Raw genomic sequence first — 14,152 nt, forward strand, 5'->3', positions numbered from 1 at the left:
AGTCAGTTTATGTACTAGGGTAAACCGGGGGAGGAAGGAAGCGGAGGGGGCGGGAGCGGAGCCGGCCGCGGCGGCGGCATCGTTCGCTACAATCGGGACTTCTTTTCGCGGAGACAGCATGCAAGGCAAGAAAGCGCCAAGGGCGGCAGCCGGGCCGGGCGCGGTGCCGGCACCGCCGGAGGCAAGCAAGCGGGAGCGGGTGCTGGACGCCGCCGAGCGGCTGTTCGCCGAAGGCGGCTTCGACGGCGTATCGATGCGCGACATCGCTGCCGCGGCCGAAGTCGGGCTGCCGCTGATCGTCTATCACTTCGAGACCAAGGCCAAGCTGTACCGGGCGCTGTTCGAGCGCCGCAAGACCGTGCTGGAAGCGCGCCTGGCCGCCTTGCACGCGCCTGTAGCGGAAGGGGAGGACCCGCTCGAACACATCGTGCGGGCCTTCGTGGAACCGGTGATGCGGATCCAGGACAGCGCGCCCGGCATCGCCTACGCCAAGCTGGTCGCGCGCGAAGCCTCGGATCCGCGTGAGTCCGAGCGCGGCATCGTGACCGACTACTTCGACCCCTTCGCCAAGGAGTTCGTGCGCGCGATCCGCAAGGTCCTGCCCGGCCATCCTGCCGGCTACGCCCACTGGGCCTACCTGTTCTCCGTCGGCGCGCTGGTCACGAGCGTGTTCGACAGCCGCATCGAGCGCATCTCCGCCGGCAAGGTCAAGGCGGGCGACCTGCGGCGCAAGACCGCCTACCTGGTCACCTTCATCATGGCGGGCATCCGCGCCGGGGCGCGGCAGGACTGAGCGGATTCCCCGGCCCCCGGGGAGGGCGGCAGCGCCGCTTCAGGCGGGGCGGATGGCGACGGCGAAGTACCCGCTGGCGTGATCGCCGGTGGTGTCGCTGTCCGCGTTCCGTACCAGGGTGGCACGGACGCCGACGGCCAGCGCGGTGCCGTCGGGTGCGAGCAGTTCGGCCTGGAAATCGGCCTGGGGCCTGCCGCGCAGCATGCGCCGCAGCCGCCCGCCGCCATCGGCGAAGGCACTTGCCAGTCCGGCGCCCAGCAGCGCCTCGCGGTCCGTGCCCAGCATGGCCGCCAGGGCGAGGTTGGCTGACTCGCAGCGCAGGCCGGTGTCCAGGATCGCCATGCCTTCCGCCGCCAGGTCGAACATCACCTGGAAACGCTGCTGCTGGTCGCGCAGGGACTGCTCGGTCAGCTTGCGCGCGGTGTTGTCCATGCTGATGCCGACGATCTTGACGATGCGGCCGTCGAATTCGCGCATCGGCGTGGCGCGCGAGGAGATCCAGCGGATGCTGCCGTCCGGCTGGATCAGCCGGAAGTCGAACTCGTGCGCATGCCCGGTACGCAGCGACTCCTCGTAGGCCGCGTTCATCATGGCGATGTCGTCGGCATGCACGTGCTTCCAGAAGCTGGCGTTGCTGTCGATATGCCAGCCGTAGACCGACTCGACATTGGCGGAGTAGGCCACGTCGTCGGTGACCAGGTTCCATTCCCAGGTGACGATGCGCGCGCCCTCCTGGGCCAGCTTCATGCGGGCCTCGCTTTCCATGATCTCGGCGGTATAGCGGCGCCGCACGTCCGTCATCGGCAGTGTCACGGCGCCGGCGTCGTCGAGTTCGCGCCGGGCCTGCTCGCCATAGCGCAGCCAGATCCAGTTGACGCCGAGGAAGGCGGCGAGCTTGCGCAGCTTCTCGTAGTCGATCTCGCCGCCCTTGGTCCACTTGTGCACGGCCGGCCGCGAGACCTGCAGCGCCGTCGCCACGGCCTGCAAGGTCAGTTTCTTGTGTTCGAGGAGTTCCTTCAGGCGGAAAGCAAAGCTGTTCTCAGTCATGGCCCGGCATTCTGGATCGAGGCCTCGTGCAGATGCCTCTCGAAGAACTCGACGCAGGCACGCAGCCGCGCCGAGCCCGAAAGCCGAGAAGGATACACCGCCCAGATATCGGCATCCTGGCGGTAGTCCGGCAGGACCTGCTCGAGGGTGCCGGCGGCCAGGCTGGCGCGCACGTCCCACAGCGAGCGCAGCATGATGCCCCGGCCGCCCAGGGCCCAGCCGTGCACGATCTCGCCATGGTTGGAGGACAGCGTGCCGCGCACCTTGACGTTGCGCTGGCCGTCCGGTCCGCCCAGGCGCCAGACGCCGAAGGGATGGTCACGCTCCTTGGTCACCAGGCAGTTGTGCGTGGACAGGTCTTCCAGCGTCCGCGGCCGGCCGTGGACGGCCAGGTAGGCCGGCGCCGCGCACAACACGCGCCAGTTGCGCGCCAGCCGGCGCGCGATCAGGTGCGGGGCGATCTCGTTGCCGATGCGGATGTCCAGGTCGATGCCCTCGGCGATCAGGTCGACCAGCTTGTCGAAGACGTCGAAGCGGATCTCCAGGCCGGGATGGGCCGCGCTCAGGCTGGACAGCAGGGGCGCCACATGGCGGCGGCCGAAGCCCACGCTGCTGCCGATGCGCACCAGGCCGCGCGGCGTGCCGCCGGCGGCGGAGACATCGTCGAGCAGTTGTCCGACTTCGTCGAGCATGCGCAGCGCCCAGCGCCGCACGCGTTCGCCGTTCTCGGTGAGCGAGACCTGCCGGGTGCTGCGGTGCAGGAGCTTCGCCCCCATCACCTGTTCCAGCAGCTTGATGCGCTTGCTGACATAGGCCGGCGAGCTGCCCAGCTCCTGCGCGGCGGCGATGAAGCTGGCGCGCTGCGCCACCAGCAGGAACACGCGCAGGTCGTCGAGCGGCGGGAGATTGTTCACGATTCGTACTCCTGGTATCCACGGAGGGGCGGCTGTGCCGCGAGCGGTTTGTTGGCAAGCTTGCTGTGTTCCTTGCACAGAGACAGAGAGCACAAGCCAACATGACCACACCATTCCGCATTGCCGCCATCGCCGGCGATGGCATCGGCAACGAGGTGCTGCCCGAGGGGCTGCGCGTCGTCGAGGCCGCCGCGCGCAAGTTCGACCTGCACATCGAGGTCCGTCACTTCGGCTGGGCCAACTGCGACTACTACCTGCGCCACGGCCGCATGATGCCGGACGACTGGAAGGCCCAACTCGACGGCTTCGACGCCATCTACTTCGGCGCCGTAGGCTGGCCGGAGAAGGTGCCCGACCACGTCTCGCTGTGGGGCTCGCTGCTCAGGTTCCGCCGCGAGTTCGACCAGTATGTCAACCTGCGCCCGGTGCGCCTGCTGCCGGGCGTGCCCTGCCCGCTGGCGGGAAAGCAGCCGGGCGATATCGACTTCCTGGTGGTGCGCGAGAACACCGAGGGTGAGTATAGCGCGGTGGGCGGGCGCATGTACGAGGGCACCGAGCGTGAAGTGGTGATGCAGCAGTCGGTGTTCAGCCGCCACGGCACCGACCGCATCCTGCGCTATGCCTTCGAACTGGCACGCGCGCGCCCGCTCCGCAGGCTGACCTCGGCCACCAAGTCGAACGGCATCGCTGTCAGCATGCCCTGGTGGGACGAGCGGACCGCCGCGGTCGGCGCGCACTACCCTGAGGTGGCCTGGGACAGCCAGCACATCGACATCCTGTGCGCGCGCTTCGTGCTGCAGCCGGAGCGCTTCGACGTGGTGGTCGCTTCCAACCTGTTCGGCGACCTGCTGTCGGACCTGGGCCCGGCCTGTACCGGCACCATCGGGCTGGCGGCTTCGGCCAACCTGAACCCGGAACGGCGTTTCCCCTCGCTGTTCGAGCCGGTGCACGGATCGGCTCCGGACATCTACGGCAAGCGCATCGCCAACCCGATCGGCATGATCTGGTCGGGTGCCATGATGCTCGACTTCCTTGGCGGTGCGCCGGGCCGCCAGGCGCACGATGCCATCCTTGCCGCCATCGAGACCGTGCTGCGCGAGGGGCCGCTGACGCCAGATGCCGGCGGCCGCGCCGGCACCAGCGACGTCGGCAAGGCGATCGCCGAGGCGCTCTGACGCCATAGCCTCATCACGGCGAGCCGGAGGTGCCGCACGCCAACGGGCGTGCGGCATCGACGGATCACCACGTCTGCCACCAACACAGGGAATACCCCATCGGTACTTGTGCATGCCGGGAAAAGTGCTTACATTAGCTTCGTAAACCAAAGGTTACGGTAAACCAATGGTTTACAAAAAGCAAGGAAAGCATCGACAGAAGCAGAAAGCCGCGATTCCGTCCCACCCGCGGCCACCGGCAGGCAAGCCCGCTACAGAACACTCGTGCGCCAAGACGCACCGGAGGAGATCCACTTGAAAACATCCATGCCCCGCCGCGACGGGTTCCTGACCGCCTGCACGCTCGCCGCCGTGCTGGTCACCGTCGTCGCCATGACCTACTGGCCCGCGCAAGCGGCCGCCACCGCTGCCGTGCTGTTCGACTGGTCCACGCGTTCCTTCGGTTCGCTGGTCCAGGTCTTCGTGTTCGGCTGCGTGATCGCCTGTATCGCGCTGGCCTTCAGCAAGTACGGCAACATCCGCCTCGGCGAAGGCAAGCCCGAGTACTCCACGCTGTCGTGGGTGTTCATGTTCATCTGTGCCGGCATGGGCTCGTCGACCATGTACTGGGGCGTGATGGAATGGGTCTACTACTACCAGTCGCCCGGCCTCAACCTGCCCAAGGGATCGCGCGAGGCGCTGGAATACAGCATCAGCTATTCATTCTTCCACTGGGGCCTGAGCGCCTGGGCGGTGTACGCGCTGCCGTCGCTGGCCATGGCCTATCACTTCCATGTGCGCAAGAACAAGGGCCTGAACCTCGCCGCCGTCGTCGAGGCCGTTACCGGCTTCCGCGCCACCGGCGCGGTGGGCCGCCTGGTCGACCTGATCTTCCTGCTGACCATGTTCGGTGCGCTCACGGTGTCGATCGCCCTGACGGCGTCGACCTTCACCCGCGGCCTGTCCGGCCTGTTCGGCCTGCCGGACACCTTCACCATGCAGCTGATCGTCATCGTCGGCGTGTCGGTGCTGTTCTCGATGAGTTCCTACATCGGCATCGATGGCGGCATGCAGCGCCTCAGCCACATGGTGTGCTGGGGGGCGCTGCTGCTGGCCGCGGTGGTGTTCGCCATCGGCCCGACGCTGTTCACCGGCAACAACATCGTCAACGGCCTCGGCCTGATGCTGCAGAACTACGTGCACATGAGCCTGTTCACCGATCCCACCGGCGACGGCGCCTTCAGCCGCGGCTGGACGGTGTTCTACTGGCTCTGGTGGGTGTCCTATTCGCCCGGCGTGGCGATGTTCGTGGCACGTGTGTCGAAGGGGCGCAAGATCAAGGAGGTCATCTATGCGCTGCTGCTCGGCGGCAGCGTGGGCTGCTGGTTCTTCTTCGGTGCGCTGGAGAGCTACAGCATGCACCAGTTCCTCACGGGAACCATCGACGTGCCCGCCATCCTGAAGCAGTTCGGCGGCGAGACCGCGGTCGAGATGCTGCTGTCGGCGCTGCCGGCCGGCAAGCTGTTCCTCGCCGTCTACCTGGCCATCATGATCGTCTTCCTCGCCGCCCACGTCGATGCAGTGGCCTATGCGGTGGCCGCCACCACGACCCGCAATCTCGCCGAAGGGCAGGACCCGGCGCCGGGCAGCCGCGTGTTCTGGTGCGTGATGCTGACCCTGGTGCCGCTGGCGATGCTGTTCACCAAGGCCTCGCTGGAAACCATGAAGACCGCGGTGGTGCTGACGGCCATCCCCTTCCTGGCCATCCTGGCCGTCAAGCTGTTCGGCCTGTTCCGCTGGCTGCTGCAGGACTATGCCGATGTGCCGGCGCACCTGATCGAGAGCGTGCCCCCGCTGGAGTCCGCCGCCACGGCCGATGGCCGCGAGCCGGCCGGCGCGGGCGAACGGCAGACCGCCATCGCCAACGGATGAGTGCTGGCATCCGCGCCGCACCTGCAAGCGACGCTGCCCGCCCAGGCATTTTTTTTACGCAAGAAAGTTAAACAATATTTAACGGTTAACCCGAGGAGTGAACTGATGAAGCCGATCGAACAGTTGCCCGAGAATTTCTGCGCGGACGAGGAGAACGCGTGGACCCTGCCGGCCTCGTACTACACCCAGCCGTCGGTCTTCGCCTACGAGAAGGAGAAGATCTTCGCCGACAGCTGGATCTGCGTGGCCCATCGCAGCGAGCTGGCCGAGCCCAACGACTATGTGACGCGCGAGATCATCGGCGAGAGCATCGTCGTCCTGCGCGACCGCGAGGGCGTGCTGCGCGCCTTCTACAACGTCTGCCCGCACCGCGGCCACCAACTGCTGTCGGGCAGCGGCCGCGCGCGCAACGTGATCACCTGCCCGTACCACGCCTGGACCTTCAAGCTCGACGGCGAACTGGCGCTGGCCCGCAATTGCGACAACGTGCCCAACTTCGACAAGAGCAAGGCCAGCCTGGTGCCGGTCAAGGTGGAGGAGTACGCCGGCTTCGTCTTCATCAACATGAACCCGGAGGCCGGCACCGTCGAGGCGCAGCTGCCCGGCCTGGAGGCCCGCCTGCGCGCCGCCTGCCCGGTGGTCGACCGCCTGCACCTGGGTGCCCGCTTTGTCACGGAGACGCCGGCCAACTGGAAGAGCATCGTCGACAACTACATGGAGTGCTACCACTGCGGCCCGGCGCACCCGGGCTTCTCCGATTCGGTGCAGGTGGACAAGTACACCCATACCCTGCACGGCAACTGGACGCTGCAGTTCGGCCTGGCCAAGTCGTCGGAGAAGTCGTTCAAGCTCGACGACTCGATCAAGGACCCCAGCTTCAGCGGTTTCTGGGCGTGGCCGTGCACCATGTTCAACGTGCCGCCGGGCGGCGACTTCATGACCGTGATCTACGAGTTTCCGGCCAGCGCGGAAGTCACGCTGCAGCACTACGAGATCTACTTCCTCAACAAGGAGCTGACCGAGGCCCAGCAGAAGCTGGTCGAGTGGTACCGCGACGTGTTCCGCCCCGAGGACCTGCGCCTGGTGGAAAGCGTGCAGCGCGGCCTCAAGTCGCGCGGCTATCGCGGCCAGGGCCGGATCATGGTCGACCGGCAGCGCAGCGGCATCAGCGAGCACGGCATCGTGCATTTCCACCGCAAGGTGGCCAAGGAATACGAGGCGGGCTGAGCGGTGTCGAGGGAGAGCATGATGCAACTCAATGACAAAGCCCTGTTCCGCCAGCAGGCGATGCTGGGTGGCGAGTGGACCGATGCCGCGGACGGTGCCACCGTGGCGGTGCACGATCCGGCCTCGGGGGCGCTGCTCGGCACGGTGCCCGGCATGGGCGCGGGCGACGCCGTGGCGGCCATCGAAGCCGCCCACGCCGCGCTGCCGGGCTGGAAGGGGCGCACCGCCAGGGAACGGGCGGCCGTGCTGCGCCGCTGGTTCGAACTGATCCTGCAGCACGAGGAAGACCTGGCGCTCATCATGACGCGCGAGCAGGGCAAGCCCTTGCACGAGGCGCGCGGGGAAGTGCGCTATGCCGCCTCCTTCGTCGAGTGGTTCGGCGAGGAGGCCAAGCGTCTCTACGGCGAGGTGATCCCGTCGCCGGCGGCCGACAAGCGGCTGGTGGTGGTGCGCGAGCCGATCGGCGTGTGCGCCGCCATCACGCCGTGGAACTTCCCCGCCGCGATGATCGCGCGCAAGGCCGCGCCGGCACTTGCCGCCGGCTGCACGATGGTGGTCAAGCCAGCCAACGAGACACCCTTCAGCGCGCTGGCGCTGGCCGAGCTGGCGCTGCGCGCAGGCGTGCCGGCCGGCGTGCTGAATGTCATCACCGGGGACGCCGTCGCCATCGGCAGCCAGCTGAGCGGCCATGCCCATGTGCGCAAGCTCTCCTTCACCGGCTCCACGCCGGTCGGGCGGCTGCTGATGCAGCAATGCGCGGGCACGGTGAAGAAGGTTTCGCTCGAACTGGGCGGCAATGCGCCCTTCATCGTCTTCGAGGATGCGGACGTCGACGCGGCGGTCGAAGGCGCGTTGCAGGCCAAGTACCGCAACGCGGGCCAGACCTGTGTCTGCGTGAACCGCTTCTACGTGCACGACACCGTCTATGACCGCTTCGTCGACCGCTTCGTGGCCAAGGTGGCGGCGTTGCGTGTCGGCAGCGGCCTGGAGCCGGACAGCGAGATCGGACCCCTGATCAGCGGGCGCGCGGTCGGCAAGGTGAGCGAACTGGTGGCGGACGCAGTGGCCAAAGGCGCCACCGTGGCGCTGGGCGGCGGCCTGCACGCCGCCGGCGGGCAGTTCTTCCAGCCGACCGTGCTCACCGGGGTCAGCCCCGGCATGCGCGTGCTGGACGAGGAGATCTTCGGGCCGGTCGCGGCGATCGTGCGTTTCCATGCGGAGAGCGAAGTCGTGCGCATGGCCAACGACACGATCTACGGCCTTGCCGCCTACTTCTACAGCCGCGACATCGCGCGCGTGTGGCGCGTGGCGGAACGACTGGAGTACGGCATGGTGGGCATCAACACCGGCCTGATCTCCAACGAGGTCGCGCCCTTCGGCGGCATCAAGCAGTCCGGCCTGGGGCGCGAGGGTTCGCGCCATGGCATCGAGGACTACCTGGAGATGAAGTACCTCTGCATGGCGCTGTAAAGCGTCGGAAGGCGCAGTAAAGCGCCGCACAGCGCCGGAAGCCGCTGCGCGGCGGCTCGGGCGGCAAGAGATCAAGACAGGCAGAAAGGCGGCAATATGGCCAATTCTTATCAGACCCTCCAGGTCCGGGTGGCGCGCATCGAGCGCGCCACTCCCCTGATCAAGCGATTCACCCTGGCGGCGGCGGACGGCGGGCCGCTGCCGCCGTTCACCGGCGGCAGCCACGTCATCGTGCAGATGCAGGACGGCGCGCGCCGCTACAGCAACGCCTACTCGCTGATGGGATCCCCCGACGAGCTGGGCCACTACCAGATCGGCGTGCGCCGCGAAGAGGCGTCCAAGGGCGGTTCGGCCTTTCTCCATGACAAGGTGGCGGAAGGCGACGGCCTCGCCATCACCATGCCGAACAACCTGTTCGCGCTGAGCGCGCAGGCCAGCCACCACGTGCTGGTCGCCGGCGGCATCGGCATCACGCCGTTCCTGTCGCAGATGCATGAGTTGCGCAAGCGTGGCGCGTCGCACGAGCTGCACTATGCCTATCGCGCCGAAGAGCACGGGGCGTTCCGCGACGAGATCGTCGCGCAGTCGCGGCAGGCCGGCGCGGGCACGGCCCGCTTCTACGTCGACAGCCTGGGCCAGAAGCTGGACCTGGATGGCCTGGCGCGCGGCCTGCAGGCCGGGGCGCACATCTATGTGTGCGGACCGGCGCCGCTGATCGATGCGGTGCGCGCGGCGGCGCAGGCAGCCGGCATTGCGCCGGAACGCGTGCACTGGGAGCAGTTCGCGGCGCCGCCGCAGGCGGGCGACGCCTTCTCGGTGGTGCTGGCGCGCTCGGGGCGGACCGTGGAGGTGGCGCCGGGAGAATCGATCCTCAAGGCGATCGAGCGCGGCAACGCCGCCGAGGTGGAGTGCCTGTGCCGCGAGGGCGTCTGCGGTACCTGCGAGACCCGCATTCTCGACGGCGAGGCCGAGCATTTCGACCAGTACCTGAGCGAGGCGGAAAAGCGCGCGCAGCGGAGCCTGATGATCTGCGTGTCGCGGGCCAAGGGCCAGCGGATCGTGCTCGACCTGTAAGGCCGGCGAGCCGGGCCATCGCGCCGGCGGGGCAGGACCCAAGAACCAGAAGAGACAGCCGGCGCCCCATGGCATGCGAGCCCGCGGGCCGCCGGCATCCGGAGGAGATCACCGATGAAACACAGAGCCAGCCTGTGGCTGCTGGCGGGCACGCTGCTGCCTGCCGCCGCGCAAGCGGAGCCCGGCGTCACACTGTACGGCGTCATCAGCACCGCCGTGCGCTATACCTCGAACCTCGACGGCAGGCACGACAACCAGGCCGAACTGGTGTCCAGCGGCATCGGCGGCAGCCGCTGGGGCCTGAAGGGGACGGAAGAACTGGGCGGCGGCAACCAGGCCGTCTTCCTGCTGGAGAACGGCTTCGGCACCGACGATGGCAGGACCGCCTACAACGCCCTGTTCGGGCGCCAGGCCTATGCCGGGCTGACGGGCACCTGGGGCAGCCTGACCTTCGGCCGGCAGTACAACGCGCTGAACAATATCGGCTGGGCCTTCAACCCGCTCGACCAGAGCTGGGGCAACTTCTGGTCGGACCCGCTCTATACCGGCGGCGACATCTTCTTCCAGGACTACCGCATCAACCATAGCGTGGTCTACAAGCACACGCTGGGGCCGGTGTCGGTCCAGCTCGACTACGGCCTGGGCGGACAGCCCGGCAGCCTGGCGCGCGGCAGCACCTTCGGTGGCGGGCTGATGTTCCAGCAGGGAGCGCTGTCGGTCGGCGTCGCCTACGACCAGCGCCGCGTGGCGGGCGGCGGCAACACGCTGCACAACTACTCGGCCGGCGCCTCCTATGTGCTGGGCAAGGCCACCTTCTACGCCGGGCACATGGGGCGGCGGGAAGCCGCCGGCGACGCCCGCTTCGGCATCGGCTTCGTCGGCGTGGGCTACCAGCTCACTCCGGCGCTCCATGTATCCGGTGCGTACTACCACTACCGGCAGCGCGGCGACGTCACCACGCAGTTCCAGGCCACGCCGGTGTGGCTGGGCGGCGGCCGGGCCGACAGCGTCGCCGCGGTGCTCGACTACGCGTTGTCGAAGCGCACCAGCCTGTTCCTGGAGGCCGACGCCACGCGCGCGCGTGGCGGGGCGGTCGGGCGCGAGACCGAGTACTGGGGCGGTCAGCCGCTGTCGGGGGTGGACAGCACCACGCGGGTCGGCGTGATGGCCGGCATCCGGCACCTGTTCTGAGCACCGCAGCCGGCGGGGACGGGTGCGTCAGGCTTCCCGCCGCACCCGCGCGGCCGGGGCGAAGCCCCCCTGCAAGGCCGTCCGCAGCCATTCGACGAACACCGACACCGCCCGCGGCACATGTGCCGCGTACGGCCGGATGGCGAAGATCTGGTCCGGGAAGGCGCCGACCGGCAGCCATTCGTCCAGCACCTCGACCAGCTTGTTGCCCTGCAGCGCCGACTGCGCGGTGAAGTCCGGCACCAGGGCGATGCCGAGGCCGGCCAGCGCGGCGTCGCGCAGTGCTTCGCTGTTGGTGGCGCAGAAGGGCCCGGAGACCGGCACGGTGACGCGCGGCCTGGCCTGGCCCGCGCCGGGCCGGGCCTCGACGAAATGCCAGGCCGGGGTTTCGCGCGTGCGCGGGTAGTACAGGCAGTCGTGGCCGGCCAGGTCCGCCGGGGTGGCGGGATGGCCGCGCCGGCGCAGGTAGGCCCGGCTCGCCACCAGCACGTTGCGGGTGGGGCACAGCGCCCAGGCCACATGGGTGTCGGGCGGCGCCATGGTGTGGCGGATGGCGAGGTCAAAGCCCTCCAGCGCCAGCGCGCGCAGCTTGTCCGACAGTTCCAGTTCGAGCCGGATGTCCGGATAGCGCTCGAAGAAGCCGGCCAGGCGCGGCACCAGCTGCTGGCGCGAGAAGGCGACCGGCGCGGTGACGCGCAGCACGCCGCGCGGCTCGCCGGCGGTGTCGCGCACGCCGGCGAAGCTGCGCGCGATCTGCTCGAACGGCGCGCCGACCTCCTCGACCAGCCGCTGTCCCGCGTCGGTGAGCCGCACGCTGCGCGTGGTGCGCTGCACCAGCGGCACGCCGGCGGCGCGCTCCAGGTCGGCGATGCGCTGGCTGACCGCGCCCTTGGTGACGTTCAGGTAGGCCGCGGCGGCGGTATAGCTGCCTTGCTGCGCCAGCACCGTGAGCCAGTGGAGATGGCCCCAGATCTCTTCTTTGTTCTTGGCTTTCACGATGAATTGTTTAGAAAAATAAACAAGCAGTTTGCCACGGCGGGGCTTGGCGCGTGCGCGGAGGATTCTTAGACTGGATGCAGAGACAGTCCATCGGAGCACAAACCATGTCCAGCATCCAGCACGCCATCGAACACTATATCGGCGGCCGCCGCACCGCCGGCGCCTCGGGCCGCAGCCAGGAAGTGACCAATCCCGCCAGCGGGCAGGTGACCGGCCATGTCGCGCTGGCCGGCGTAGCCGAAGTGAATGCCGCCGTCGCCGCCGCGGCCGCGGCGTTCCCGGCCTGGGCCGGCACGCCGCCGATCCGCCGCGCGCGCGTGCTGTTCCGCTTCCTCGAACTGCTGAACCGCGACAAGGACGCGCTGGCCCACGCCATCACCGCCGAGCACGGCAAGGTGTTCACCGACGCCCAGGGCGAAGTCGCGCGCGGCATCGACATCGTCGAGTTCGCCTGCGGCGTGCCGCAACTGCTGAAGGGCGACTACACCGCCCAGGTCTCCACCGGCATGGACAACTGGACGCTGCGCCAGCCGCTGGGCGTGGTGGCCGGCATCACGCCGTTCAACTTCCCGGTGATGGTGCCGATGTGGATGTTCCCGGTGGCGCTGGCCACCGGCAATACCTTCGTGCTGAAGCCGAGCCCGACCGATCCCGGCCCGTCGCTGATGATCGCCGACCTGCTCAAGGAAGCCGGCCTGCCCGACGGCGTCTTCAACGTCGTGCAGGGCGACAAGGTGGCGGTCGACGCGCTGGTCGGGCACCCCGACGTGCGCGCGCTCAGCTTCGTCGGCTCCACCCCGATCGCCAGCTATATCTACGAGACCGGCGCGCACCACGGCAAGCGCGTGCAGGCGCTGGGCGGTGCCAAGAACCATATGGTGGTGATGCCGGACGCCGACATCGAACAGGCCGTCGACGCGCTGATCGGCGCGGCCTACGGCTCGGCCGGCGAGCGCTGCATGGCGATCAGCGTGGCCGTGCTGGTCGGCGATGTCGCCGAGCGGCTGATGCCGCGCCTGGTGGAGCGCGCCCGCTCGCTCAAGGTGCTGGACGGCGAGAACCTCGCCGCCGAGATGGGGCCGATCGTGACGCGCGCGGCGCATGCGCGCATCACCGGCTACATCGAGCGCGGCGTGGCCGAGGGAGCCAAGCTGCTGGTCGATGGCCGCGACTTCGACCCCGCCTCGGCCGGACCGGGCTGCGCCGGGGGCTTCTGGATGGGCGGCACGCTGTTCGACCACGTCACGCCCGAGATGACCATCTACAAGGAAGAGATCTTCGGGCCGGTGCTGTCCTGCGTGCGGGTCAAGGACATGGCCGAGGCCGTGCGCCTGATCAATGCCCATGAGTTCGGCAACGGCGTGAGCTGCTTCACCCGCGACGGCAATGCGGCGCGCGAATTCGGCCAGCAGATCGAGGTCGGCATGGTCGGCATCAACGTGCCCATCCCGGTGCCGATGGCCTGGCACGGCTTCGGCGGCTGGAAGCGCTCGCTGTTCGGCGACATGCATGCCTACGGCGAGGAGGGCGTGCGTTTCTACACCAAGCAGAAGTCGATCATGCAGCGCTGGCCGGAGAGCATCGAGAAGGGCGCCGAGTTCGTCATGCCGACGGCGAAGTAAGCGCAGCACGCCTGCATGGGCTGCCGCGCGCCGCGCGGCAGCGCCGCCGCCCGGTGCGGGTCCGGTCCCGCCGGGCGCGGCATCCGGCGTGCCGCGTCACCGAATCCCGGACGCAGGACGCAGGGCCCTAGACCCTCTCCACCACCACCTCCCACAGGGCCTTGCTGCGGACGTACTTGCGCGTGCGCTGGTGCGTCATGGACACGCGTTGCCACTGGCCGTCGAACAGGCGGCAGACCGCCTCCTCGTCGAAGAAGCGCTTCGGCTGCCCATCGACCGAGTAGTAGTTCTCTTCGATCCGCACCCCCTGGCCGGCGCCGAAATTGTGGTCCTCGGTGGAATTCAGGCGGCATAGCAACCATCCGCCAGGCCTCATGACGTCCCGGATGCGCTGGACGATCGACACGGTCTCGTCCCAGGGGAAGTAGTGCAGGGACAGGCTGGCGATGACCGCGCCGAGCTCGCTTGCCTGCGGCGGAAACGGCGCGCGGATGTCGCGGCACTCGATCTGTGCCGACGGTACGCGCAGCCGGGCCGCGGCGACGGCTGCCCGCGACAGGTCGAAGGCGATCACGCGCAGGCCGGCGTCCGCCAGCACGGCGGTGTCGTCGCCATGGCCGCAGCCGATCTCGAGCACGGGCGAGGTGGTGCTGCGGGCGGAGATCGCCGGCAGCCAGGGATGCAGCCAGGGATCGGAAAAGGAAGGCATGTTGCGGACCCGGACAGGGG

12 protein-coding genes are annotated in these 14,152 nt (G+C 68.6%); 8 read left to right on the top strand and 4 right to left on the bottom strand.

Annotation, left to right across the window (positions count from 1 at the left end):
- Positions 1-118: 118 nt before the first annotated feature.
- On the top strand, positions 119-793 hold the full coding sequence (locus BKK80_RS24445) for a TetR/AcrR family transcriptional regulator (protein WP_071021359.1): 675 nt from the start codon (positions 119-121) through the stop codon (positions 791-793).
- A gap of 39 nt (positions 794-832) precedes the next feature.
- On the opposite strand, the gene BKK80_RS24450 is transcribed toward BKK80_RS24445, so the two are convergent.
- Complete coding sequence (locus BKK80_RS24450) at positions 833-1,840, bottom strand: PAS domain-containing protein (protein WP_071021357.1); 1,008 nt, start codon at positions 1,838-1,840, stop codon at positions 833-835.
- A complete protein-coding gene (locus BKK80_RS24455) occupies positions 1,837-2,754 on the bottom strand; it encodes a LysR substrate-binding domain-containing protein (RefSeq protein ID WP_071021355.1) in 918 nt (305 codons plus the stop codon). Before BKK80_RS24455 ends, BKK80_RS24450 begins: the two co-directional genes overlap by 4 nt.
- Before the next feature lie 101 nt (positions 2,755-2,855).
- Between BKK80_RS24455 and BKK80_RS24460 the strand changes: the two genes are divergently transcribed.
- The 6 genes from BKK80_RS24460 to BKK80_RS24485 all read left to right on the top strand — a co-directional run bounded on the left by BKK80_RS24460 (position 2,856) and on the right by BKK80_RS24485 (position 10,802).
- On the top strand, positions 2,856-3,929 hold the full coding sequence (locus BKK80_RS24460; protein ID WP_071071658.1) for a tartrate dehydrogenase: 1,074 nt from the start codon (positions 2,856-2,858) through the stop codon (positions 3,927-3,929).
- Between the two features lie 294 nt (positions 3,930-4,223).
- Complete coding sequence (locus tag BKK80_RS24465) at positions 4,224-5,840, top strand: BCCT family transporter (protein WP_269466358.1); 1,617 nt, start codon at positions 4,224-4,226, stop codon at positions 5,838-5,840.
- A gap of 105 nt (positions 5,841-5,945) precedes the next feature.
- A complete protein-coding gene (locus BKK80_RS24470) occupies positions 5,946-7,067 on the top strand; it encodes an aromatic ring-hydroxylating oxygenase subunit alpha (RefSeq protein WP_071039605.1) in 1,122 nt (373 codons plus the stop codon).
- Between the two features lie 18 nt (positions 7,068-7,085).
- Entirely contained in the window at positions 7,086-8,537 is a 1,452-nt protein-coding gene (locus BKK80_RS24475) for an NAD-dependent succinate-semialdehyde dehydrogenase (protein ID WP_418235912.1), read from the top strand.
- A 96-nt stretch (positions 8,538-8,633) separates the two neighbouring features.
- On the top strand, positions 8,634-9,611 hold the full coding sequence (locus BKK80_RS24480) for a PDR/VanB family oxidoreductase (RefSeq protein WP_071071660.1): 978 nt from the start codon (positions 8,634-8,636) through the stop codon (positions 9,609-9,611).
- 114 nt (positions 9,612-9,725) lie between these two features.
- Entirely contained in the window at positions 9,726-10,802 is a 1,077-nt protein-coding gene (locus BKK80_RS24485; protein ID WP_071021341.1) for a porin, read from the top strand.
- A gap of 27 nt (positions 10,803-10,829) precedes the next feature.
- Here BKK80_RS24485 and BKK80_RS24490 read toward each other — a convergent pair whose 3' ends face one another.
- Positions 10,830-11,798, bottom strand: a complete 969-nt coding sequence (locus BKK80_RS24490; protein ID WP_071039606.1) for a LysR family transcriptional regulator — start codon at positions 11,796-11,798, stop codon at positions 10,830-10,832.
- A gap of 107 nt (positions 11,799-11,905) precedes the next feature.
- Here BKK80_RS24490 and BKK80_RS24495 point away from each other — a divergent pair, with 107 nt between their 5' ends.
- Positions 11,906-13,423: a CoA-acylating methylmalonate-semialdehyde dehydrogenase gene (locus tag BKK80_RS24495; protein WP_071071663.1), complete on the top strand. Its 1,518-nt coding sequence runs from the start codon at positions 11,906-11,908 to the stop codon at positions 13,421-13,423.
- Between the two features lie 127 nt (positions 13,424-13,550).
- On the opposite strand, the gene BKK80_RS24500 is transcribed toward BKK80_RS24495, so the two are convergent.
- The gene (locus BKK80_RS24500; protein ID WP_071071665.1) at positions 13,551-14,132 is read right to left on the bottom strand and encodes a class I SAM-dependent methyltransferase; all 582 of its coding nucleotides are present in this window, start codon (positions 14,130-14,132) and stop codon (positions 13,551-13,553) included.
- Positions 14,133-14,152: the final 20 nt, after the last annotated feature.

Origin of the sequence: Cupriavidus malaysiensis (assembly GCF_001854325.1) — a bacterium.
In the GTDB taxonomy this organism is placed as follows: domain Bacteria; phylum Pseudomonadota; class Gammaproteobacteria; order Burkholderiales; family Burkholderiaceae; genus Cupriavidus; species Cupriavidus malaysiensis.